Source organism: Caulobacter sp. 17J65-9, from assembly GCF_010975005.1.
Lineage (GTDB): Bacteria > Pseudomonadota > Alphaproteobacteria > Caulobacterales > Caulobacteraceae > 17J80-11.
Map to the genome: position 1 here is coordinate 1 of NZ_JAAIVC010000036.1, position 21,134 is coordinate 21,134.

The following is a 21,134-nucleotide window of genomic DNA, read 5'->3' on the forward strand; positions in this document are numbered from 1 at the left end:
GCCCTGCGGTTCGAAACCGAGCTGCGCGGCGGGGCGGCGGCGCCCACGGCCAAGCTGGCGGCCCTGGCCGGCCTGCAGCGCGCCGCGGCCCGCGCCGACCTGTCGGAAAAGGACCTGGAAGAGATCACGACCAAGCTCGGCGAGATCGGAGGCCTGGTCGAGGCCGACGCCAAGCTGGTCGCCCAGATCGTGCGGGCCCCGGCGTCGGCCCTGCAGCGGCTGTCGATCCTGCTGAAGCTGGCCGGCGGCCAGACCGGCCCGTCGGGTCCGGTCGCCGAGCGGGCCAAGGTCGAGGCGCTGAAGCTGGTGCGCACGCCCGAGGTCCGGGCCGAACTGGCCGCCACGCCGGAGCGGGCGGCCGAGATGCGGCCCCTGCTGCAGGGCATCGGCCTGGCGGCTTAGGTCAGAAGAACAGCTCCCACATCAGCCGGCCGGGCAGGAAGGCCAGCAGGCCGGCCAGGATCAGGCCGCCGACGAACATGCCGGTCATCGAGCGGCGGTGCTGGGCGACCTTGTGCCGGCGCGCGGCGTAGACCGCCATCGGCAGGCCGATGATCGTCCAGCCGGACAGCAGGTGGATGAAGCTGAACGCGCCGTGGTTGATCTCGTGGATGAACAGCGAGCTGACCGCCGTCGTCGCCATGGCGATCACCCAGGTCCAGCCCAGCACCCGGTGCAGCCGGTTTCCCTTCACGCCGAGCAGCAGCACCGTTCCGATCGCGAGCGCCAGCAGGGCGGTGGCCAGGTGCAGCTGGATGGCCGGCTTGGCGGTCGCGACCAGGCCCAGGTCCGGCAGGTGCGGGTGGATCTCCAGACCGGCGAGGGCCTCCTGGTAGGCGCCGAACTTCCCGAAGGTGGCGGTCGTCACGATGGCGGCCACCAGGGCCAGGACGAAGACGGTCCTGCGGACGAGCAGGCTGCGGGCGGCGGGGGCGGTCATGGCGGGTCTCCAGCGTGGGGCGGGGCGTCTCCCGCGGTCCCGTTTCCCTTGGCCCGGACCGGAAAGCGCCGCAGCCACCTCTGCACAGACCGCCGCGCCGGCTTCGCGAGCGGCGGGCCGGCGCCGTTCGCGCTTCGTGGATCGCCGTCTTCAAACCGACGCCGGATCATGGTCTTGAAGGATCGAGGGAGGCGAAGCATGCGACGCACGTCGGCCGCACCGAACGACACGCCCAAACGGAGCCCGGCCGAGTGGCTGCGCGGCGTCGGCATCGCCGCGGCCGCGGGCCTGTTCATGGGCCTGGCCGGCGCGTTCGGCTCGGACGCCGCCCCGCTGCCGCTGCGGCTGGCCTACTGGGTCGGCATGATGGTGGTCGGCGGCGTCTGGGGCCATGTCGCGGCCGGCTTCGTCCAGCGGCGCGGCTGGTTCGGCGATCGCGTGTGGCTGCAGGCCGCGCTGATGATCGCGGTCATGACCCCGCCCCTGACCGTCAGCGTCTGGCTGGCCACCGCCTGGACCTTCGGGGCCCCGCTGCAGCTGGCGGCCCTGCCGTGGTTCTTCCCGCCCGTGCTGATGGTCGCGGCGGTGATGACCGGGGTGAACCTGCTGGCCGGGCGCACGCACGCCGGCCCGGCGCCGGCGCCCGAGCAGCCGGCCGAGCCGCCCCGCTTCCTCGAGCGCCTGCCGCTGAAGCTGCGCGGAGCGGAGCTCTACGCGGTGGAGTCCGAGGACCATTACCTGCGGCTGCACACCGAGCGCGGCTCGGACCTGATCCTGATGCGCCTGTCCGACGCCGTGGCCGAGCTGGAGGGGATCGAGGGCGCCCAGACCCACCGCTCCTGGTGGGTGGCGAAGGCGGCGGTGGCCGACGTGCGCCGCGGCGACGGCAAGGCTCAGCTGACCCTGAAGAACGGCGTGGAAGTCCCGGTCAGCCGCACCCACGCCCGCGCTCTGCGCGCGGCCGGCTGGTACTAGCGGAGCGCCTTCGGCTCAGGCCCGGCGCGCCCGCCAGTCCTCGGCGCTCTGCCCCCAGGCGATCGACTCGACCTGGTCGTAGGGCGGCGGGCACTGGATCGGGCCCAGCCGGCGCGAGCCGAGCCGTTCGGCCACCCGGATCGAGGGTTCGTTGTTCGGATCGATGCAGTGGATCACCTCGGTCCAGCCGAGGTGGTCGAAGGCCCAGTCCATGGCCGCGGTCGCGCCCTCGACCGCATAGCCCTTGCCGATGCCCCGCCGCGCCAGGGTCCAGCCGATCTCGTTGCCGGGCCATTCGGCCGGCTTCCAGGGGCCCAGCTGGCCGACCCAGGCGCCGGTCTCCTTCTCGATCAGGGCGAACATGCCGTAGCCGCGCATGGCCCAGCAGCCGACCATGGTCGCCAGCCCGCGCCAGGCCAGGGCCGGCGGCTTGGCCCCGCCGATGAAGCGGGTCAGCTCGACGTCGCCCATCATCTCGGCGAAGGGTGCGTAGTCCGCCTCGCACGGCGGACGCAAAAGCAGGCGTTCGGTCTGAAGCGTCGGGCCCAGCATCAGGCGCGGCTCCGCACGCGCGCGCGCCACGCCTCGCGGCTCTGTCCCCAGATCTCGATCGGCGCGCTCTCGAACGGCGCCGGCAGCTTGCCCGGTCCCAGGTTTCGCGCGCCAAGCCGCTCGGCGACCTTCTGCGAGGGGACGTTGCCCGGGTCGATGCAGTGGATCACCTCGGTCCAGCCGAGGTTGTCGAAGGCCCAGTCGATGGCCGCGGCCGCGCCCTCGGTGGCGTAGCCCTTGCCCCAGGTCTCGCGCAGCAGGCCCCAGCCGACCTCGGTGCCGGGCCAGCCCTCCGGCGTCCACGGCCCCAGCCGGCCGACCCAGCGGCCGGACGACTTCTCGATCACCGAAAACATGGCGTGGCCGCGCGTCACCCAAGACCCGGCCATGGTGCACATCGACCGCCAGGCGGCCGCGCGCGCCTGCACGCCGCCGATGAACCGCGACGCCTCCTCGTCGCCCATCAGGGCGGCGAAGCCGTCCAGGTCCTCTCCCGAGGTGGGGCGAAGGATCAGGCGTTCGGTCTCGAGCGTGGGGCCGGGAGCGATCATGGAACCTCCAAGTGTCTGGAGACCCTGAATACGACAAAGGGCGCGGAGCAAAAGCCCCGCGCCCTTCAAACATTACGCTGAAATATTACGCTCGACCCGACCTTACGCGGCCAACGAGGTGTCGATCTGCTTGCAGGCGGCGACCAGGCCCTGCACCGAGGCGACCGAGGTCGCGAACATGGCCTTCTCGGCGTCGTCCATCGGGAACTCGATGACCTTCTCGACGCCGCCCTTGCCGATCACCACCGGCACGCCGACGTACATGTCCTTCAGGCCGTACTGGCCGTTCAGGTGCGCGGCGCACGGCAGCACGCGCTTCTTGTCCAGCAGGAACGACTTGGCCATGGCCACGGCGCTTTCGGCCGGGGCGTAGAAGGCCGAGCCGGTCTTCAGCAGGGCCACGATCTCGCCGCCGCCCTTGCGGGTGCGCTCGACGATAGCGTCCAGTTCGGCCTGGGTCAGCGCGCCCTGGGCCACCCATTCCGGCAGCGGCAGGCCGCCGACGGTCGAGTAGCGCACCATCGGGACCATGTCGTCGCCGTGGCCGCCCAGGGTCCAGGCGTGGATGTCCGCGACAGACACGCCGAACTTCTCGGCCAGGAACCAGCGGAAGCGGGCCGAGTCGAGCACGCCGGCCATGCCGACGACCATGTTGTGCGGCAGGCCCGAGAACTCGCGCAGCGCCCAGACCATGGCGTCCAGCGGGTTGGTGATGCAGATGACGAAGGCGTTCGGGGCGTACTTCTTGATGCCTTCGCCGACCGCCTTCATGACCTTCAGGTTGATGCCCAGCAGGTCGTCGCGGCTCATGCCCGGCTTGCGGGGCACGCCGGCGGTGACGATGCAGACGTCGGCGCCGGCGATGTCGGCGTAGTCGTTCGCGCCCTTCAGGTGCGAATCCTTGCCGAACACCGGCGAGGCTTCGGCGATGTCGAGGGCCTTGCCCTGCGGCATGCCTTCGGCGATGTCGAACAGGACCACGTCGCCGAGTTCCTCGCGGGCGCAGACGTGGGCGAGCGTGCCCCCGATCATGCCCGAACCGATCAGTGCGATTTTCGCGCGCGCCATGGGGGTCTCCTGAAATGGGAAGCTTGAGGGGAGGATCGCGTCGGCGCGCGGTCTAATCCCCCGCGCGGCGCCGGGCAAGGGCGCCGCGCTGGTGCAAAGGCGCCACGGCCAAGCTTGTTCAGACACTGCAACAGTTTGTGACCGTCAGTTGAACGATCTTTCTGCCCGCCTCGTCGCTTGATCACCGTTCGCGGCGGAGGGAGTGCGTCTCGCGGTAGCCGTGGACGACGTCACGCGCCCCTGCCGGGGGCTCGCCCGGTTACAATTAGGAGAGCCGTATGAAGCTCCAACTTCTGGCCGCCGCGTCCGCCGCCGCGGCGCTGATCGCCCTTCCAGCCGCAGCCCAGACCGAGGCCGGCCGCTGGAGCTTTTCTCTGGAGACCGGGGCCGACTTCCCCGTCGAAGGCGAGCTGAACGGCGCCCGCAGCGTCCAAATTCCGGACTTCGGGGTGATCAACCCCGACTTCGCCGGCGACGCGGTCATCGTCCGGGTCAACCCGGTCAACTTCAACGACGTTTACGACACCGCCTGGGCCTTCGGCGGCGAGGCGGGCTACGGCCTGTCGGACAATTCGGAAGTGTTCGGCGCCCTGCGCTACAGCAAGGCCTCCGGCAGCTCGACCCAGTTCGGCCGCCTGCAGGACGTCGAAACCACCCAGACCGCGGTGATCAACGCCAACTTCGACGACCATGAGGTCTGGACCCTGGACCTCGGCTATCGCCACTACTTCGGCGAAGGCAACTGGAAGCCGTACATGGCCGGCCGCATCGGCGCGGCCTTCACCAACGGCATCACCGCCAGCTTCTCGACCCCGGGCGGCGAGCTCGCCGAAAACAACGTGACCTTCTACGACGACTCCTGGTCGTGGACCCTGGGCGCCGACCTGGGCGTCGACTGGTCGCTCAACGAGCGCTGGAGCATCCAGGGCGAGGTGGGCCTGCGCTACATCTCCGACCTGTCCGACCAGACCGGCCCCGGCCTGGTCAATCTCGGCCTGGCCGAGCTGAACAAGGACAGCGGCTCGACCATCAGCGCCCCGATCATGATCCGCGGCAGGTACACCTGGTGATCTGAGACGGGGCCGGCGGGCGCACCGCCGGCCCCGGTCCTCGCCCGGTCCCTCGCTCGTCCCGCGACTTGACCGGCGGCGCGAGACCCGCACCTTGGCGGCATGTCGACGCCCGACTTCTCCCTGCACCCGAACCTCGAAGCGACCAGCGACCGGCTGGCCGACCTGCCCCTGTCGCAGGCCCGGCTGCAGCTGGACGCGCGCTTCCCCTGGATCGTGCTGATCCCGCGCCGCGCCGGCGCCGGCGAGATTGACGACCTGTCCCCCGAAGACCGCGCCCGGCTTATGGAGGAGATCAGCCTCGCCTCGGTCGCCGTTCGCGCCATCGGCGAGGCCCTGGGCCGGCCCGTCGAGAAGCTGAACGTCGGGGCGCTGGGCCTGGTGACGCCGCAACTGCACGTCCACGTGCTGGGCCGGCGGCGCGACGACGGCCTTTGGCCCGATCCGGTCTGGGGGCGCGGCGCGCCGATCGCCTACGCGCACGGCGTGCTGGACCACGCCAAGGCCGCGGCCCTCGCCGCCCTGAAGTCCTGCCTGCTCTAGAAGCGGGTCGCCGTCACCCGCTGCACGGCGCCCGAGCCGGCGTGCAGCGAGCCGACCAGCCGGCTGTCGGTCGCCGTGGTGAGCCGAAGCTCCGCCGGGTGCGTCTGGCCGTGCGGGGTGAAGCGGATCACCAGCTCGCCGCCCTGACGCGTCACCGAGTCGAGCAGGTCGGAAGCGGACGTCCCCGGGCCGGCCCGCAGGTCGCGCCAGGCCCCGTCGATTTCGCCGCCGCCGGGATCGCTCAGCAGCAGCACCATCAGCGGCTGTCCGTCGGCGCCCGACACCCGCCATTCGCCGTCCAGCCGGCCCATGCGCACCTGGGCGGACTCGAACGCGCCGCGCACGCCGCGGTCGTAGACCTGCTCGGTCACCGTCTTCGGGCCTTCGTAGGAGCGCGCGTAGGCGTCGAGCTGGACCGCCTGGGCCGTGACCGGGTCGTCGATCTGCACGCCGGGCGGGTCGTAGGAGACGCCGGCCGGCATTTCGAACGGCCGCACCGCCGGCGGGGTGTAGAGGGGCTGGGTGTCGGCCGGGAACGTGACAGCCGGATCCGGCTCCTCGGTCGAGCCGGGGTCTTGCGCGGCGAGCAACAGCACAGCCAGGAAAAGCGGCGTCGACACGGCGGTTTCACATCACATGGTTCGCCAAGGACGCTATCGCCCGTCCCAGGACGGCGCAACGGCTAGCTGACCAGGCGAAGCTCGCCGATCCGCTTGGCGATCTCCTTGAAGGCGTCCTTCATGGCGTTGTTGGAGCCCGCGTCGTAGTACATGTCCTCGCGGGTCGCGCACTTCCTGAAGGTGTCCTTGGCGTCCTTGTCAGGCACCTGCAGGATGATGGTGTAGACCTCGATCCCCTTGGCCTTCATGTTGTCGCAGATCTTCAGCATCTTGGCGTTGATCTTGGCCTTGCCGGCCCCCGGGCTGGTCGTGCCCAGCCGGTTCTTGGCCATATAGCCCCAGGCGCCGTAGTCCGACTTGTTGGCGGAATCCTTGTTGCCGCCTTCCTTGCTGTTGGGCGGCGGGTTCTCGCCGTCGAAGATCAGGTTGTCGCCGTCGGTCATGATCACGGCGATCTTCTTCACCCGGTCGGCGTTGTAGGGCGCGCCTTCGGTGAAGGGGGCGGTCGGCGACAGCACCGCCCAGCCCCAGAACAGCCCCTCGGAAGTGACGGTGCCGCCGTTGTGCCAGGGCACCATGTTGCGGACCTTGTCGGCGACCACGCCCTTGTCGGTGGTCAGCGGCTGGATGGGATCGCCGCACGACTTGTTGGGGCCGTAGGTGGAGACGTTCATTCCGCCCGTCTCCTGGATCGCGTTCTGGTTTTTCACCTTCACGCGCAGGTCGCGGGCGTATTTGGCGGTGTCGGCCTGCAGCTGGGCCCATTTCGAGCCGTCCTTGAAGCCCTGGGCCGTGGCGCTGCCGTTCACGTCGTCGAGGATGTAGTTGTTGGTCGAGGCGTCCGGGGTGACCTCGTCGGGCCACAGATACGGCGCCCAGCGCGTGTCGATCGACGCGGGCGCGGTGTCCTCGGTGTCGTAGGGCTCCGGGCGCGCCTCGACGCAGCCCTTCCAGGCCACCTTCATCTTTTCGAACAGCGACCACGGATTGACCCGCATGGCCGCCGACGACGCCGTGAAGTTGTCGCCCTCCCACTTGGCGGCGGAGCCGGCCGACACCTCGGCCAGGTTGCCAACGCCCCACGGGTCGCTGACCGTCGCATTCTTCGGCCCGCCCTCGACCATCCAGGCGTAGTCGAAGGCGCCGGGCGCCTTGATGTTGACCGAGGCGACATAGGGCACGACGGCGACCTTCACGCCGCCGTTGGCCTTCTCGTAGACGATGTCCAGGAAGTCCTCGGACGCCTTGCGCAGGGCCTCGATCTTGCCGCCGTCCTTCATCGAGCCGGTGTTGTCGAGCACCAATGCGATCTCGACCATCCGCTTCAGCCCGACGCTCTGGGCCGAGACGTCGGCGAAGGTGGAGCCGAACACGCTGGCCAGGGTCAGCGGCAGGGGGTTGCTGCGGGCCGACGTGCGGCCGGCCAGCACGCGCACGGCGTTGGCCGTGCCGCCGGCGGTGAAGGTCCGGGTGTCCGGGTTCCAGACCCCGAACTGCAGGTCCGCGGCGCTGAGCACCGCGCCGTTCTGGGCCGACGGCATGTTGGCCTCCGCCACCCCCAGGGCCGCGGCCGTGGCCTTGGCCTTGTCGGGCAGCTCCTGGGCGGCGGCGAGCGCGGCGGCGTCGGCCACCACCTGCAGGCGGGTCTTGGTGACGTACATCTGCGCCCCGTCCACCGCCAGGGCGCCCACGCCCAGCAGGGCGGCGAGCGTCAGGCCGACATAGACCAGCACCGCTCCGGAGCGGTCCTCGGCCAGCGCCTTCAGGCGCGCCCGCAGCCTCACTTCTCCATCCTCATGACGACCTCGGCCGTCAGGGTCTGGGGCATGGGGATCAGGTTGAGGATGGCCGCCTTGCTGGAGGGCACGCTGATGGTCATGCGCACGTGGTCGGCGCCGTTGATCGTGACCTTGGGGTCGGCCGCCACCGTCCAGGGCGCCGGCCAGCCGACCAGCATCGGCTCCGCGAAGGTCTTGGCGTCGGCGGCCGGAATCGCGCCGATCGAGATCTCGCGCGCGGTCTCGCGCGCGGCGTTCAGCATGTTGTTGTAGGTGTAGAGCAGCAGCCCGTACTGGATGACGCCGAAGGTCAGGCCGAACAGGAGCGGCGCGACCAGCGAGAATTCGACCAGCGCCGCCCCGCGCTCGTCACGTCCGATCCGCAACACCCCTCGTCTGCGCATGCCGTCCCCGCGTATGGCGAAGTTCGACGCCAACCGCGCAGCTTTTCCGACTGTTCCGCTTGAAACGAAGATTCCCTTTGCCAGGCGCGCCCGAGGGCGGATTTGCGGCCGCCTGAGGGCACTTAGGAGGCCGCGCTTTCGTTGACAGCCGAGTCGCACGGACTAAAACCGCGTCGCCGGTCGTATCCGGCCGAGAAGGATTGAGCGAAGCATGTCGAACGCGAGTGCGGGCGCGGCGGGCAAGACCCGCAAGAAGCCCATCGTCCGGCCGATGTCGCCGCACCTGCAGGTGTGGCGCTGGCACGTCACCATGCTGGGGTCGATCCTCCACCGAGCCTCCGGCGTGGCGCTGTACGTCGGCGCCTTCGCGATCGTCGGCTGGCTGGCCGCCCTGGCCGCCGGCCCGGCGGTCTACGCCCAGTTCCTGGTGTGCGCGTCCTCGCCGCTGGGCCTGCTGATCTGGTTCGGCCTGAGCGCGGCGGCCTTCTACCACCTGGCCTCGGGCCTGCGGCACCTGCTGTGGGACACCGGCGCGGGCCTGTCGCCGAAGACCGCCAGCACCCTCTCCACCCTGTCGATCTGGTTCGCCGTGATCGCCACCGTCGCCTTCTGGGCGGCCCTGTTCGCCAGCGGAAAGGTCGTGCTGTGAGCTTCGAGACCGACAAGAAGAAGGTCGAGGGCCTGGGTTCGGCCCATCACGGCGCCGGCGTGTGGATCAAGGAACGCGTCAGCTCGCTGATCCTGGTCCCGCTGACCGTCTGGGGCCTGTGGGGCGCCTGGACCATCGCGAACACCGGCTACGACGGCGCCTGGGCCTTCGTGCGCAACCCGATCAACGCCGCCCTGCTGGCCGTGACCGTGCTGGTCTCGATCTACCACATGCAGCTGGGCATGCGGGTGGTGATCGAGGACTACCTGCACAAGACGCTCGGCAAGGGCCTCGCCCTGTTCCTGAATTTCGTCGTCTGCGCCGCCCTGGCCGTGGCGACGGTGATTTCCATCCTTATGGTCGCCTTCGGCGGCTTCGGAGTCTGACCATGGCCGCCTACGAGTTCGTCGACCACGCCTACGACGTGGTGGTGGTTGGCGCTGGCGGTTCGGGCCTGCGCGCCGCGCTGGGCTGCGCCCAGGCCGGCCTGAAGACCGCCTGCGTGACCAAGGTCTTCCCGACCCGCTCGCACACCGTGGCCGCCCAGGGCGGCATCTCGGCCGCGCTCGGCAACATGGGCGAGGACGACTGGCGCTGGCACATGTTCGACACCGTGAAGGGGTCGGACTGGCTGGGCGACCAGGACTCCATCGAATACCTGTGCCGCAACGCCCCGGCCGCGATCTACGAGCTCGAGCACTGGGGCGTGCCCTTCTCGCGCACCGACGAAGGCAAGATCTACCAGCGCGCCTTCGGCGGCATGACCCGCAACTTCGGCGAGGCCCCGGTCCAGCGCACCTGCGCCGCCGCCGACCGCACCGGCCACGCCATCCTGCACACGCTGTACGGCCAGTCGGTCCGCAACGACGTCGACTTCTTCATCGAGTTCTTCGCGCTCGACCTGATCATGGAAGACGACGCCTGCAAGGGCGTCACCGCCTGGAAGCTGGACGACGGCACCCTGCACCGCTTCCGCGCCAAGCTGGTGATCCTGGCCACCGGCGGCTACGGCCGCGCCTACTTCTCGGCCACCTCGGCCCACACCTGCACCGGCGACGGCAACGCCATGGTGCAGCGCGCCGGCCTGCCGCTGCAGGACATGGAGTTCGTGCAGTTCCACCCGACCGGCATCTACGGCGCGGGCTGCCTGATCACCGAGGGCGTCCGCGGCGAAGGCGGCTACCTGACCAACTCGGCCGGCGAGCGCTTCATGGAGCGCTACGCGCCGACCGTGAAGGACCTGGCCCCGCGCGACATGGTCAGCCGCTCCATGACCATCGAGGTGCGTGAAGGCCGCGGCGTGGGTCCGAACAAGGACCACATCTTCCTGCACCTGGATCACCTGGATCCGGCGATCATCCACCAGCGCCTGCCGGGCATCTCGGAAAGCGCCAAGATCTTCGCCGGCGTGGACGTGACCAAGGAGCCGATCCCAGTCATCCCGACCGTCCACTACAACATGGGCGGCATCCCGACGAACTTCCACGGCGAGGTCGTGACCAAGCACGGCGACAACCCGGACGCCGTGGTCCCCGGCCTGATGGCCGTGGGCGAAGCGGCCTGCGTGTCGGTGCACGGCGCCAACCGCCTGGGCTCGAACTCGCTGATCGACCTGGTGGTGTTCGGCCGCGCCGCCGGCCTGCGCGCCGCCGAGATCGTCGACAAGAACGCCCCGGTGCCGGAGGTGTCGCAAGCCGCCACCGACAGCCACCTGGCCCGCCTGGACCGCTTCCGCAACGCCTCGGGCGCCACGCCGACCGCGGAGCTGCGCCTGCGCATGCAGAAGGCCATGCAGGAAGACGCCGCGGTGTTCCGCACCGGCGACACCCTGCAGCAGGGCGTCGACCGCCTGGCCCAGATCTGGGACCAGTCGAAGGACATCAAGGTCACCGACCGCGGCATGATCTGGAACACCGACCTGGTCGAGACCCTGGAGTACGACAACCTGATCGGTCAGGCCGTCGTGACGGTGAACGGCGCGCTGAACCGCACCGAGAGCCGCGGGGCCCACGCGCGCGAGGACTTCCCGGAGCGCAACGACACCGACTGGATGAAGCACACCCTGGCCTGGCTCGACCAGTCCACGGGCGCGGTGAAGATCGACTACCGCCCGGTCCACGCCTACACCATGACCGACGAGGTCAGCTACATCGCGCCCAAGGCGCGGGTGTATTGAGTTTCAGGGATACCGTCTGATGGTCGAGCTCACGCTCCCCCGCAATTCCAAGGTCAAGAAGGGCAAGGTCTGGAAGGCCGCGGCCGGCGCCAAGTCGGTCAAGACCTTCAAGATCTACCGCTACGACCCGGAAGCTGGCGGCAACCCGCGCTGGGACACCTACGAGGTGGACACCACCCGTCACGGCCCGATGCTGCTGGACGCCCTGATCCACATCAAGAACGAGATCGACCCGACCCTGACCTTCCGCCGGTCCTGCCGGGAAGGCATCTGCGGCTCGTGCGCGATGAACATCGACGGGCGCAACACCCTGGCCTGCACCAAGGGCTGGGAAGAGTGCGGCTCGGGCGACATCACCATCTCGCCGCTGCCGCACATGCCGGTGGTCAAGGACCTGGTTCCGGACCTGGGCCTGTTCTACGAGCAGTACGCCTCGATCGAGCCGTTCCTGCAGACCGAGACCCCGGCCCCGGACAAGGAGCGCCTGCAGTCGCCGAAGGAGCGCGAGAAGCTCGACGGCCTGTACGAGTGCATCCTGTGCGCCTGCTGCTCGACCTCGTGCCCGAGCTACTGGTGGAACCAGGAAAAGTACCTGGGCCCGGCCGCGCTGCTCCAAGCCTATCGCTGGCTGGCGGACTCGCGTGACGAGGCCACCGGCAAGCGCCTCGACGACCTCGAGGACCCGTTCAAGCTCTATCGCTGCCACACCATCATGAACTGCGCGCAGGTGTGCCCGAAGGGTCTGAACCCGGCCAAGGCCATCGCCGAAATCAAGAAGATGCTGGCGAAGCGGGCGGTCTGAGTTGGCGAAGATCACCTACATCGAACACGACGGCAAAGAGCACGTCGTGGAGGTGAAGACCGGCCTGTCCGTCATGGAAGGCGCGGTGCGCAACAACATCCCGGGCATCGACGCCGACTGCGGCGGCGCCTGCGCCTGCGCCACCTGCCACGTCTATGTCGACGACGCCTGGATCGCCAAGACCGGCTCGGCTTCGGCCATGGAGGAGTCGATGCTCGACTTCGCCGAGGAGGTGAAGCCGACCTCGCGCCTGTCCTGCCAGATCCGCGTCAGCGACGAGCTGGACGGCCTGGTCGTGCGCATGCCGGAAAACCAGCACTGAGCGGACCCCCCGCCGCACGTCCGTGCGGCGCGCCTGGCGAACGCTGCGCCCAGCGTTCGCCAGGATCCTCGATCAGCGACGGTCCTTGGGCGGGAAGAGGGGCGAGAGCGCGAGGTAGATGGCGTCTGCGTCCATCACCCGCCAGGCCTTGTCGACCTTAGCTTCCGGACCGGTCTGGCTCGTGAACACGACTTGAATGTCCGAGCGGGCGTCCTGAGGATTGGGGGCGTCGAACTTGATGTAATCCTGCCGCTGCAGGATGAGCAGGCCCCGCTTCCCCTCGAAGCGGGCGAGTTCAGCCGCTCTCAGCAAGGACATCTCCTGGGCCGTCAGGATCGAGCTGCGGTTTCCGAACGCACGCACGACCATCCCCTCCCGCTTCTTGGAGAGGATCGAGATGTAGCCCTGTTCGGAGTCGATGGGCGTGATCTCGCGGTAAGGCGGCATCCGCTCCTGTGTTTCGGCGTCCGGCAGCAGGGAGCCGAGAAGCTGCAACTGCTCCGGCGGCATCAGGCGGCTGCGAAGTTCCGGCGTATCCTGAAGCCGGCCGTCCACGACGCCGCTTTGGAAGATGAGCTCAGCCACGACCGGATCAAGCTCGCCGAACCGCTTCAGCATCGGCTCGAGCGTTTCCCAGCGCGCGTCCGGCCCGGCCGCCACCATCGCGCCGTTGACGGCCAGGGAGCTGTACGGCCGCTCGTTGAAGACCTTGAGCGCCAGCGCCTCCGCGCCCGCCTGGTCGCCTCCGAGCCGCAGCACGAGCGCGCGCACCAGGTCGATCCCCGCGCCCATGCCTCGCCGGAAGTAGAGGTCGGCGGGATCAGGCGCCTGGGCGTAGGCCTGGTCCAGATCCGCCAGCGCCGCCGCGCGGTCGCCGCCTGCCAATTGGTGCAGCGCCCTCGCGCGAAGCAGGCTCGCCCGACGCATCCAGTATTCCGGCTTCATCTTGGGGTCGGCCAACGCCGCCGTGCAGGCCGCGACACCTGAGGCCTTCGGATCGACGGGACGCCGGACGATGTAGTTGGCGTAGGTTGCGAAGAGGCCCCCCATCTTGGCCTCGAAGCTGACGCCGTCGCCCCGGGTGGTCGGGGCGTCGTAACCATCACAAAGGTTGAAGCTGTCAGGCGCCTTCGCGCTCGCCGCACCGGCGGCCATCACGACAGCCGCCACGACTGCGGTCCCGAAACCGCGGTACCCTCGCCCACTCATTCCCGCCCCCGTACCCGTCCGACGCGTAGTAAACTGTCGGTTGAATAGGGACCTGCCTAACCGCTCGCACCTTTGGCCGCAAGCGCCGGGCCTAGCTGATCAAGGCGGCTTCCTGCGCGGCCGATGCGGCGACGCTCTCCGGCAGGTGCACGGTGAAGGTCGCGCCGGCGCCGGGCTCGCTCTGCAGCGCCACCCAGCCGCCGTGCAGCTCGACCAGCGCCTTGACCAGGGCCAGGCCCAGGCCCGGGCCGCCGCGATCGCGGCCGACGAACCGGTCGAACACGTGCGCCTGCTGGTGGTAGGGGATGCCCCGGCCGGTGTCGCGCACGGTCAGCTGCACGCCCGAGGCGGTGCGTTCGGCCGCCAGGGTCACCACGCCCCCGGCCGCCGTGGCCCGGGCGGCGTTGTCCAGCAGATGGTCCAGCGCCTGGCCCAGACGGCGCGCGTCGGCGCGGATGGTCCCGGCGTCGGCCGCGCAGCTCACCACCAGGGCGCCGCCACGCCCCTCGATCTCGGCCCGCACGCGCGACGCCGCGGCCTCCAGGGCGTCGCACACGGCCACGTCCTCGATCGCTAGCGCCATTTCGCCGGCGTCGATCTGGGCCATGTCCAGCACGTCGTCGATCGAGCGGGCCAGCTGGGCGGCGGCGGTCTTGATCGCGCCCAAATGGTTGCGCGCGCGATCCGGCAGGGCCGCCCCTTGCGCCTCCAGCAGCTCGGAATACCCGACGATGGTCGTGAGCGGCGTGCGCAGCTCGTAGGAGACGTTGCCGACGAAGTCGCGCTTCAGCCGCTCGGCCTCGACCAGGGCGGCCGAGCGCTGCTCCAGCGCGCGCACCAGCTCCTTGGTGGCGGTGACGTCGTCGAAGCCGATCAGGGTCGCGCCGTCCGGCAGAGGCCGCGACTGGTAGGCGACCACGCGGCGGTCGGAGGTGCGGGCTTCGCCCGTCATCGGCGCGCGCGCCTGCGGATCGGTGTCGGCGACCTTGCCCTTCAGCTCGGTCCATAGGGCCGCGTCGTGCAGCAGCGGGCGGCACAGCTCGGCCACCCGATCGAAGTCGCCGGCCTCGCCGATCTGCTCGCCGGTGACGTTCCAGAACCGCTCGAAGGCTTCGTTGTGCAGGCGCAGCCGCCCGTCCGAGCCGAACACCGCGACCGCGTCGTTCAGCTTGTCGAGCGTGGCCTTCTGGACCTGGATCAGGGCGTTGTACTGGGCCCGCAGCTTCAGCTCGCCGGTGATGTCGGAGAACAGCAGCAGCAGGCCGCCCATCGGGTGTGGCTGGCGCACGACGCGCAGCGTGCGCCCGTCGGGCAGGCTCCACAGGTCGTCCGGGGCCACGGCGGTGGAGCCGTAGAACTCCAGCTCGGCCGCCTTCCACTTGGTGTACTCGACCGTCTCGGGCAGGCGACGGCGCTGGCGCAGCCGGTCCAGCAGCTCGCCGTGGGTCGGCCGCTCGGCCAGCCAGCCGGCCTCCAGCGCCCACAGCTCCTGGAAGGCGGTGTTGTGGTAGCTGAGCCGCTTCTCAGGTCCGAAGATCGCCACCGCGTCGGCCAGGTGGTTCAGGGTCTCGTCGTGGGCGGCGACGTGGCGGCGCAGCGCCTCGCGGTTCTCCTCGACCTCGGTGACGTCGATCGCGAAGGCGGCGACCTCGTCCTCGCCGACAGGCTCGGCGGCCACGCGATAGGCGCGCCGCTGACCGCCCACCGTCACCCAGCGGAAGCCCTCGCGCCGCGCTCGCAGCTGGAAGGCTTCGGACAGCAAGGCGTCGGCGCCGCGGTCGAAGGTGGCGTTCTTGGCCCTGGCGTCGTCCAGCGAGGTGGCTTCGGCCGCCTCCAGCCAGGCGCGGTTGGCCCACACCAGGGCGCCGCGGCCGTCGGTGATCCAGGCCGGGTTGGGCAGACGGTCGGCCAGGCCTGCGAACTTGCCGCCGGGCACGGCGTCGCCGGCGGGCGTGATGCGCACCCAGGCGATGGCGCCGGACGGGCGGCCTTCGACCACCAGGGCCCCGCGCGAGGTCTGCACCAGGAAGCGGCAGGGCTCGCCGCGCTCCAGCAGGGTGCGTAGCTTCACGCCGTATTCGGGGGCGATGCGGGCGACGGCCTGCAGCACCGAGGCGGAGTCGGCCTCGACCTCCAGCGCCGCGGCGGCGGTCTCCAGCGCCTCGTCGCCCCAGACCAGGCGGGCTTCCTCGCCCTCGACGGCGACCAGGGCGCCTTCGAAGGCGGCGGTGGCGGCTTCGGCCTCGGACAGGGCGGCCTGCACCGCGGCCAGACGGGCTTCCAGGTCGCCGGCGCGCGCCTCCGCCCGGCGGCGGAACCGCCAGGTCCAAAGGGTGGTCGACAGCGCCAGCGCGGTCGCCCCGGCGGCGGCGGCGAACGCGATGTCTGAAGCGGCCATGGGCGCTCTGCTCTTCCGAATCAGAGGTCAGCATAACGTGCACGCGCGCCCTTGTCGGCGCGCCCCGCCGACCCGATAACCGGTGTCGATGACCGTGCTCTATCCCGTCGCCGACAACGCCGAACGCGCGCTCGCCGCCCCCGTGGCCCGCGCCGCGCGCGAACGCGAGGCCCGCACCCGCGGCAAGGGCGAGGTGCGCTTCGTGGTCGAGGAAGCGGGCCCGGCCTTCGAGACCCGCGACGCGGCCATGGACGCCTACGCCGGACGGCTGGAGGACGACCGGCCGGGCAAGCGCACGGTCCTGCCCCCCGAAGACCGCTACTGCAGCCTGCGCGAAGTGCTGGCCGCCGAGCGCGGCCGCCGCCCGGCGCTGGGGCCGATCAGCCCGACCTACGAGGACGGCCGCCGCTGGCCGCAGCCGGCCAGGCACCACCGCACGGTCTGGCGGCTGTCGATCGCCTACTGGAAGCTGGTCGGGGCGGAAGAGGCCAAGGCGCTGATCCAGGCCCGCTCGGCCCGGCGGGATCCGCACGCCGAAACGCTGGAGCCCGACGCCCTGCGCGCCATGGCCCGCCAGCCGCTGAAGCCGGTGAAGCCGCAGCAGCCGCTGGACGTCGGCCTGTTCGAATACCGCCCGCCGGAAGCGCCGGACACCATCATTCCCGACGAGTGAGGGGGACGCGAAGATCTCCCCCCGAGCGTCAGCGCTGGGGGGAGCAGGCGGCTGAAGGCCGCCGTGGGGGGCTCCAGCGGAGTGCGACGAAGCCGTCGCGCGAACTCAGCCCCCTCCACCGCCTTCGGCGGTCCCCCTCCCCCACCGCTCGCTTCGCGAGCTCGGGGGAGGATCAATCAATAAAACAGGTTCTCGTCCGACTTCTGCGGGGTCGGCGCGTTGGCGGCCTTTTCACCCTGCAGCTGATCGTAGGGGATCGGGGCGTCGGGCAGGCCGTCCGTGTCGGGAGACGCGGCTTCCTGCGCGGGCGCGGCGCCTTCGGGCTCGGGCGCGACCGGCTGGGTGGCCGGCTCCGGCGCGAACTCCACCACCGCGGCGTCTCCACGAGCCTCGTCGTCACCGCCGCCCGAGCAGGCGGCCAGCGCCGCGGCCAGACCCACGACGGTCAGGAGGGTGCGGGAAGCGCGCAGGATCATTCGTCGGCCTCGTAGTCCAAGTGCGCGGCCTTCATAGCGCGAACGAAGGCCCGCGTCGCGCCCTTCGCAAGCGCGGCTTAAGCCCGCATATGTGAGGCATGCGCCGACACATCGACCTGCACGCCCCGACCCTCGACGAGTTCACGGCCCTGGCCGAGGAGGCCTTCGCCCGCCTGCCTGAGGAATTCCGCGCCGCGGCCGGCGAGGTGCAGTTCCGGGTCGCCGATTTCGCCGACGAAGAGACCCTGGACTCGCTGGGCATCGAGGATCCGTTCGAGCTGACCGGTCTCTACCACGGGGTCGACCTGGCCCGCCGCTCGGTGCTGGACCCGCTGCCGCACGCCTCGATGGTCTTCCTCTACCGCCGGCCGATCCTGGACGAATGGGCCGAGCGCGGCGACGTGACCCTGGGCGCTCTGATCGAGCACGTGCTGATCCACGAGATCGGCCACCACTTCGGCCTGTCCGACGACGACATCCACGCCATCGAGGACGCGGCCGACTGAGGTCGGGTCAGGTGAAGGATTCCGCCACGTCCGCCGCCACGTAGTCGTCCGCGTTCAGCCGCCGCAGCGCGCGCGCCGCCTGGAACGCGCGCCAGGCCAGCAGGGCGAGCAGGCCCCACATCCCCGCCCCGACCAGGGGCGCGAGCGACATGGCGAGGCCCGCTCCGCTGAACACCAGGATGAAGGGCAGGACCAGAAAGACGATCGAGAACAGGGCGGGCACGACGAGCATGGCGATCGCGGCCGCGCGGCTTCTGCGGTTCAGGAGAAAGGCTCCAGGGACGACCATGACCAGCAGGATCGTGATCATGCCGGACAGATCCCGCGTCGTGGGCGCGTTCAGCAGGCTGGGCAGGGAGAACAGACCGCCCATCACGACGAAGGTCCAGCCCGCGCCAGAAATCAGCTTGAGCGCATGCGCCCTGGTCCGGACAGGTCCGCGCCAGAAATACTCCCGATCCTGATCGTCCACGTCTGCCCCCCGGCTTGTCGTCCATCGCCCGGATAACATCGAGACCGACGCTCGTCGAACGGCGCGCGGAAAGCCTGTTGTGCGATCAAGCCGCTTGGCCAGGACGCGGGAGCGATGCGAAGGTGCGCATCCAACCGGAGCGGCTTACGGATGCTGAACAAGGTGGCGGGCGCGCTGGCGCTGATCGCGGGGATGACGGCGGCCGGCGCCGCCGGCGCGGCCCCGGACGTCCCGACCGCCGCGGAGGTGGCGCGGGTCGAGGCCGGCCTGACCCTGCCCGCGGGGGCCCGCGCGCTCTACGACTATGACCGCTACTACGCGCGCTCGGTGGTCGACGGCCGCCCGGTGATCCTGGGACTGTACCAGCGCACCTGGATCCGCGACGTCAAAGAGCACCAGCAGCGCAATCCCCAGAACTGGAACATGGCCTCGCCCCAGCGCGTGGGCGAGGTGCAGCGCGTCCGAAAGGCCGGCCTGCCCCGCGAGATCACCGACGGCGGCTGCGAGCAGATCCGCGTCGTCTTCGACCTGGAAGCGAACAAGGTCGCCGACGTCTCCTGCAACGGCGTGGCCCCGTCGCCCGCCCTCGCCGCCCCGGCCGCCCCGGCCGCCCCCGCGGCTTGACTCTCTGGTCTTACGCGCGCATAGGCGCGACCTTCCGGCGCAAACTCGTTCTGCGCCCTCCACCGCCACGACCCCGATAACCATATCGGACGAGGGCGGCGAGGCCCCCCGTCGACGTGATCGTCCACGGGGGTCGAACGTGTTTGGGCGATAGGTGGACTTGATGTTCGACGCACTTAACGAGCGACTGTCTGGCGTTTTCGACCGGCTGACCGGTCGCGGCGTGCTGACCGAAAAGGACGTCGACGAGGCGCTGCGCGAAGTGCGCGTGGCCCTGCTCGAGGCCGACGTCGCCCTGCCGGTGGTGAAGGACTTCATCTCGAAGGCGCGCGAACGCGCGACCGGCGAAGAGGTGATCCGTTCGGTCAAGCCGGCCGACCAGGTGGTCAAGATCGTCTACGACGGTCTGGTCGACATGCTGGGCGGCGACGAGGCCGAGCCGCTGAACCTGAACGCCGTGCCGCCCGCCGTCATCCTGATGGCCGGTCTGCAGGGCTCGGGTAAGACCACCACCTCGGCCAAGCTGGCGCTGCGGATCACCAAGTCCGAGCGCAAGAAGGTCATGATGGCCTCGCTGGACACCCGTCGTCCGGCCGCCATGGAACAGCTGCAGACGCTGGGCGAGCAGATCGAGGTCGCCGTCCTGCCGATCGTCGCCGGCCAGCCGCCGGCCGACATCGCCCGGCGCGCCCTGCAGGCCGCCAAGCTGGGCGGCTACGACGTCCTGATCCTCGACACCGCCGGCCGCACCACGCTGGACGAAGCGATGATGGCCGAGGCGGCGGAGATCGCGAAGATCTCCAACCCCGTCGAGACCATCCTGGTCGCCGACAGCCTGACCGGCCAGGACGCGGTGCGCACCGCCCGCGCCTTCCATGAGCGCCTGCCGCTCACCGGCCTGATCCTGACCCGCGCCGACGGCGACGCCCGCGGCGGCGCCATGCTCAGCATGCGCGCGGTCACCGGCCTGCCGATCAAGTTCCTGGGCGCCGGTGAAAAGACCGACGCGCTGGACGTGTTCGACGCCCGCCGCGTCGCCGGCCGCATCCTCGGCCACGGCGACATCGTCTCGCTGGTCGAAAAGGCCGCCGCCGACCTCGACGCCGCCAAGGCCGAGCGGATGGCGAAGAAGCTGGCCAAGGGCCAGTTCGACATGGACGATCTGGCCGACCAGCTGAAGCAGGTCCGCAAGATGGGCGGCATGCAGGGCATCATGGGCCTGCTGCCCGGCGTCCAGAAGATCAAGAAGCAGCTCGAAGAGAACAACGTCGCCGACAAGATGCTGGGCCGCCAGGAGGCCATCATCTCGTCGATGACCAAGGCCGAGCGGAAGAAGCCCGACCTGCTGAACGCCTCGCGCAAGCGCCGCATCGCGGCCGGCGCCGGCGTCGACGTGGCCGAGATCAACCGTCTGCTGAAGCAGCACCGGCAGATGTCGGACGCCTTCAAGATGATGAGCCGCGGCGGCGGCAAGGGCCTGGCCAACATGGCCCGGATGATGGGCATGGGCGGCGGCGGCATGCCGGGCGGCATGCCCGGCGGGATGCCGGGCGGCCTCGGCGGCCCCGACCTCGCGCGCCTGAAGGCTCTGGGCGGCGGCAAGCTGCCTCAAGGAGACACCACCGAAGCCCCGGGCGGCCTGCCCGGCCTCGGCGGCGGACAGATTCCCGGCCTGGGCGGGGGCTTCCCCGGCCTGCCCGGCACGAAACCCAAGAAATAAGACGATCCCCCGAAAGGAACCCCAATGCTGAAGATCCGTCTCGCCCGTGGCGGCGCCAAGAAGCGCCCGTACTACTCCATCGTCGTCGCCGACAGCCGCGCCCCGCGCGACGGTCGCTTCCTGGAGAAGGTCGGCGCCTACAACCCGATGCTGGCCAAGGACGGCCCGCAGCCGCGCGTCACCCTGAAGCTGGAGCGCATCCAGGAGTGGCTGGGCAAGGGCGCCCAGCCGACCGAGCGCGTCGCGCGCTTCCTGGCCGCCGAAGGCCTGGTGAAGTGGGAGCACGGCAACAACCCGCAGAAGGCCCAGCCGGGCAAGAAGGCGCAGGAGCGCGCCGCCGAGCGCGCCCAGCGCGAAGCCGACCGCGCCGAAGCCGAAGCCCAAGCCAAGGCTGAAGCCGCCGCCGCCGCGGCCGCCCCGGCTCCGGCTCCGGAACCGGAACCGGAAGCTCCGGCCGAAGAGGCCCCGGCCGCTTCGGAAGAGCAGGCCTGAGCCTGATCTGAACGACTTCCCGCTTCGGCGGGAGCCAGGCACGCTGCGGTCGCGGGGACACCCGGGGCCGCAGCGTTCTTGTTTGGGGCCCGGGCTTTCGCCCGGAACGCCCGC

The 21,134-nt window shown here is 70.4% G+C and carries 24 protein-coding genes and 1 pseudogene; 14 read left to right on the forward strand and 11 right to left on the reverse strand.

Annotated features, from left to right (window positions below):
• A pseudogene (locus tag G3573_RS08000) lies at positions 1-402 on the forward strand (hypothetical protein); the annotation flags it as partial.
• Position 403: 1 nt separating this feature from the next.
• Here G3573_RS08000 and G3573_RS08005 read toward each other — a convergent pair.
• Positions 404-940, reverse strand: coding sequence for a DUF2306 domain-containing protein (locus G3573_RS08005; RefSeq protein WP_163260563.1), 537 nt, complete (start codon positions 938-940; stop codon positions 404-406).
• Positions 941-1,138: 198 nt separating this feature from the next.
• On the opposite strand from G3573_RS08005, the gene G3573_RS08010 reads away from it, so the two are divergent.
• On the forward strand, positions 1,139-1,915 hold the full coding sequence (locus G3573_RS08010; protein WP_163260564.1) for a LytTR family DNA-binding domain-containing protein: 777 nt from the start codon (positions 1,139-1,141) through the stop codon (positions 1,913-1,915).
• Positions 1,916-1,930: 15 nt separating this feature from the next.
• On the opposite strand, the gene G3573_RS08015 is transcribed toward G3573_RS08010, so the two are convergent.
• From G3573_RS08015 to mdh, 3 genes are all read right to left on the reverse strand, one after another.
• Positions 1,931-2,467: a GNAT family N-acetyltransferase gene (locus tag G3573_RS08015; RefSeq protein WP_163260565.1), complete on the reverse strand. Its 537-nt coding sequence runs from the start codon at positions 2,465-2,467 to the stop codon at positions 1,931-1,933.
• Complete coding sequence (locus G3573_RS08020; protein ID WP_163260566.1) at positions 2,467-3,018, reverse strand: GNAT family N-acetyltransferase; 552 nt, start codon at positions 3,016-3,018, stop codon at positions 2,467-2,469. Before G3573_RS08020 ends, G3573_RS08015 begins: the two co-directional genes overlap by 1 nt.
• Before the next feature lie 102 nt (positions 3,019-3,120).
• Positions 3,121-4,086, reverse strand: coding sequence for a malate dehydrogenase (gene mdh / locus G3573_RS08025; protein ID WP_163260567.1), 966 nt, complete (start codon positions 4,084-4,086; stop codon positions 3,121-3,123).
• Between the two features lie 278 nt (positions 4,087-4,364).
• Between mdh and G3573_RS08030 the strand changes: the two genes are divergently transcribed.
• On the forward strand, positions 4,365-5,156 hold the full coding sequence (locus G3573_RS08030) for an outer membrane beta-barrel protein (protein WP_163260568.1): 792 nt from the start codon (positions 4,365-4,367) through the stop codon (positions 5,154-5,156).
• A 102-nt stretch (positions 5,157-5,258) separates the two neighbouring features.
• The gene (locus G3573_RS08035) at positions 5,259-5,699 is read left to right on the forward strand and encodes an HIT domain-containing protein (protein ID WP_163260569.1); all 441 of its coding nucleotides are present in this window, start codon (positions 5,259-5,261) and stop codon (positions 5,697-5,699) included.
• On the opposite strand, the gene G3573_RS08040 is transcribed toward G3573_RS08035, so the two are convergent.
• From G3573_RS08040 to G3573_RS08050, 3 genes are all read right to left on the reverse strand, one after another.
• Positions 5,696-6,319 carry a hypothetical protein gene (locus tag G3573_RS08040; RefSeq protein ID WP_163260570.1) on the reverse strand — a complete coding sequence of 208 codons (624 nt, stop codon included), beginning with the start codon at positions 6,317-6,319 and terminating at the stop codon, positions 5,696-5,698. The genes G3573_RS08035 and G3573_RS08040 overlap by 4 nt on opposite strands.
• A 62-nt stretch (positions 6,320-6,381) precedes the next feature.
• The gene (locus G3573_RS08045) at positions 6,382-8,103 is read right to left on the reverse strand and encodes a pilus assembly protein TadG-related protein (RefSeq protein ID WP_163260571.1); all 1,722 of its coding nucleotides are present in this window, start codon (positions 8,101-8,103) and stop codon (positions 6,382-6,384) included.
• The gene (locus tag G3573_RS08050; protein WP_163260572.1) at positions 8,100-8,483 is read right to left on the reverse strand and encodes a TadE family protein; all 384 of its coding nucleotides are present in this window, start codon (positions 8,481-8,483) and stop codon (positions 8,100-8,102) included. Before G3573_RS08050 ends, G3573_RS08045 begins: the two co-directional genes overlap by 4 nt.
• Positions 8,484-8,712: 229 nt before the next feature.
• Here G3573_RS08050 and sdhC point away from each other — a divergent pair, with 229 nt between their 5' ends.
• From sdhC to G3573_RS08075, 5 genes are read left to right on the forward strand one after another with little or no spacing between them, the layout of a single operon-like run.
• Positions 8,713-9,150 carry a succinate dehydrogenase, cytochrome b556 subunit gene (gene sdhC, locus G3573_RS08055; protein WP_163260573.1) on the forward strand — a complete coding sequence of 146 codons (438 nt, stop codon included), beginning with the start codon at positions 8,713-8,715 and terminating at the stop codon, positions 9,148-9,150.
• Positions 9,147-9,536, forward strand: coding sequence for a succinate dehydrogenase, hydrophobic membrane anchor protein (gene sdhD, locus G3573_RS08060; RefSeq protein WP_163260574.1), 390 nt, complete (start codon positions 9,147-9,149; stop codon positions 9,534-9,536). Before sdhC ends, sdhD begins: the two co-directional genes overlap by 4 nt.
• A 2-nt stretch (positions 9,537-9,538) precedes the next feature.
• The gene (sdhA, locus tag G3573_RS08065) at positions 9,539-11,326 is read left to right on the forward strand and encodes a succinate dehydrogenase flavoprotein subunit (protein ID WP_163260575.1); all 1,788 of its coding nucleotides are present in this window, start codon (positions 9,539-9,541) and stop codon (positions 11,324-11,326) included.
• 19 nt (positions 11,327-11,345) lie between these two features.
• Positions 11,346-12,128, forward strand: coding sequence for a succinate dehydrogenase iron-sulfur subunit (locus G3573_RS08070; protein ID WP_163260576.1), 783 nt, complete (start codon positions 11,346-11,348; stop codon positions 12,126-12,128).
• Position 12,129: 1 nt separating this feature from the next.
• Complete coding sequence (locus G3573_RS08075) at positions 12,130-12,450, forward strand: 2Fe-2S iron-sulfur cluster-binding protein (RefSeq protein ID WP_163260577.1); 321 nt, start codon at positions 12,130-12,132, stop codon at positions 12,448-12,450.
• Between the two features lie 72 nt (positions 12,451-12,522).
• Here G3573_RS08075 and G3573_RS08080 read toward each other — a convergent pair whose 3' ends face one another.
• Entirely contained in the window at positions 12,523-13,620 is a 1,098-nt protein-coding gene (locus G3573_RS08080) for a hypothetical protein (RefSeq protein WP_163260578.1), read from the reverse strand.
• Positions 13,621-13,750: 130 nt separating this feature from the next.
• Positions 13,751-16,057 (reverse strand): PAS domain-containing sensor histidine kinase, encoded by a 2,307-nt coding sequence (locus G3573_RS08085; protein WP_163260579.1) that lies wholly within the window; start codon positions 16,055-16,057, stop codon positions 13,751-13,753.
• Positions 16,058-16,139: 82 nt separating this feature from the next.
• Between G3573_RS08085 and G3573_RS08090 the strand changes: the two genes are divergently transcribed.
• Positions 16,140-16,730, forward strand: a complete 591-nt coding sequence (locus tag G3573_RS08090) for a hypothetical protein (protein ID WP_163260580.1) — start codon at positions 16,140-16,142, stop codon at positions 16,728-16,730.
• A gap of 176 nt (positions 16,731-16,906) precedes the next feature.
• Here the strand turns inward: G3573_RS08090 and G3573_RS08095 are convergent, their stop codons facing one another.
• Positions 16,907-17,206 carry a hypothetical protein gene (locus tag G3573_RS08095; RefSeq protein WP_163260581.1) on the reverse strand — a complete coding sequence of 100 codons (300 nt, stop codon included), beginning with the start codon at positions 17,204-17,206 and terminating at the stop codon, positions 16,907-16,909.
• A 98-nt stretch (positions 17,207-17,304) separates the two neighbouring features.
• Between G3573_RS08095 and G3573_RS08100 the strand changes: the two genes are divergently transcribed.
• Positions 17,305-17,712, forward strand: a complete 408-nt coding sequence (locus G3573_RS08100; protein ID WP_163260582.1) for a metallopeptidase family protein — start codon at positions 17,305-17,307, stop codon at positions 17,710-17,712.
• A gap of 7 nt (positions 17,713-17,719) precedes the next feature.
• Here G3573_RS08100 and G3573_RS08105 read toward each other — a convergent pair whose 3' ends face one another.
• Entirely contained in the window at positions 17,720-18,184 is a 465-nt protein-coding gene (locus G3573_RS08105; protein WP_163260583.1) for a hypothetical protein, read from the reverse strand.
• 150 nt (positions 18,185-18,334) lie between these two features.
• On the opposite strand from G3573_RS08105, the gene G3573_RS08110 reads away from it, so the two are divergent.
• The 3 genes from G3573_RS08110 (at position 18,335) to rpsP (ending at position 21,020) form a co-directional block, all read left to right on the forward strand.
• The gene (locus G3573_RS08110) at positions 18,335-18,808 is read left to right on the forward strand and encodes a hypothetical protein (RefSeq protein ID WP_163260584.1); all 474 of its coding nucleotides are present in this window, start codon (positions 18,335-18,337) and stop codon (positions 18,806-18,808) included.
• A 163-nt stretch (positions 18,809-18,971) separates the two neighbouring features.
• Positions 18,972-20,528 carry a signal recognition particle protein gene (ffh, locus tag G3573_RS08115; protein WP_163260585.1) on the forward strand — a complete coding sequence of 519 codons (1,557 nt, stop codon included), beginning with the start codon at positions 18,972-18,974 and terminating at the stop codon, positions 20,526-20,528.
• Between the two features lie 24 nt (positions 20,529-20,552).
• Positions 20,553-21,020, forward strand: a complete 468-nt coding sequence (gene rpsP / locus G3573_RS08120) for a 30S ribosomal protein S16 (RefSeq protein ID WP_163260586.1) — start codon at positions 20,553-20,555, stop codon at positions 21,018-21,020.
• The last annotated feature ends 114 nt before the right edge of the window (positions 21,021-21,134 follow it).

Bases quoted from the DNA above. Each gene is read 5' to 3' on its own strand.
- G3573_RS08070 (WP_163260576.1), top strand. From the start codon at position 11,346: ATGGTCGAGCTCACGCTCCCCCGCAATTCCAAGGTCAAGAAGGGCAAG.
- G3573_RS08015 (WP_163260565.1), bottom strand. From the start codon at position 2,467: ATGCTGGGCCCGACGCTTCAGACCGAACGCCTGCTTTTGCGTCCGCCG.
- ffh (WP_163260585.1), top strand. From the start codon at position 18,972: ATGTTCGACGCACTTAACGAGCGACTGTCTGGCGTTTTCGACCGGCTG.
- G3573_RS08085 (WP_163260579.1), bottom strand. From the start codon at position 16,057: ATGGCCGCTTCAGACATCGCGTTCGCCGCCGCCGCCGGGGCGACCGCG.
- sdhC (WP_163260573.1), top strand. From the start codon at position 8,713: ATGTCGAACGCGAGTGCGGGCGCGGCGGGCAAGACCCGCAAGAAGCCC.
- G3573_RS08110 (WP_163260584.1), top strand. From the start codon at position 18,335: ATGCTGAACAAGGTGGCGGGCGCGCTGGCGCTGATCGCGGGGATGACG.
- sdhA (WP_163260575.1), top strand. From the start codon at position 9,539: ATGGCCGCCTACGAGTTCGTCGACCACGCCTACGACGTGGTGGTGGTT.
- rpsP (WP_163260586.1), top strand. From the start codon at position 20,553: ATGCTGAAGATCCGTCTCGCCCGTGGCGGCGCCAAGAAGCGCCCGTAC.
- G3573_RS08035 (WP_163260569.1), top strand. From the start codon at position 5,259: ATGTCGACGCCCGACTTCTCCCTGCACCCGAACCTCGAAGCGACCAGC.
- G3573_RS08030 (WP_163260568.1), top strand. From the start codon at position 4,365: ATGAAGCTCCAACTTCTGGCCGCCGCGTCCGCCGCCGCGGCGCTGATC.
- G3573_RS08020 (WP_163260566.1), bottom strand. From the start codon at position 3,018: ATGATCGCTCCCGGCCCCACGCTCGAGACCGAACGCCTGATCCTTCGC.
- G3573_RS08095 (WP_163260581.1), bottom strand. From the start codon at position 17,206: ATGATCCTGCGCGCTTCCCGCACCCTCCTGACCGTCGTGGGTCTGGCC.
- mdh (WP_163260567.1), bottom strand. From the start codon at position 4,086: ATGGCGCGCGCGAAAATCGCACTGATCGGTTCGGGCATGATCGGGGGC.
- G3573_RS08100 (WP_163260582.1), top strand. From the start codon at position 17,305: ATGCGCCGACACATCGACCTGCACGCCCCGACCCTCGACGAGTTCACG.
- G3573_RS08010 (WP_163260564.1), top strand. From the start codon at position 1,139: ATGCGACGCACGTCGGCCGCACCGAACGACACGCCCAAACGGAGCCCG.
- G3573_RS08005 (WP_163260563.1), bottom strand. From the start codon at position 940: ATGACCGCCCCCGCCGCCCGCAGCCTGCTCGTCCGCAGGACCGTCTTC.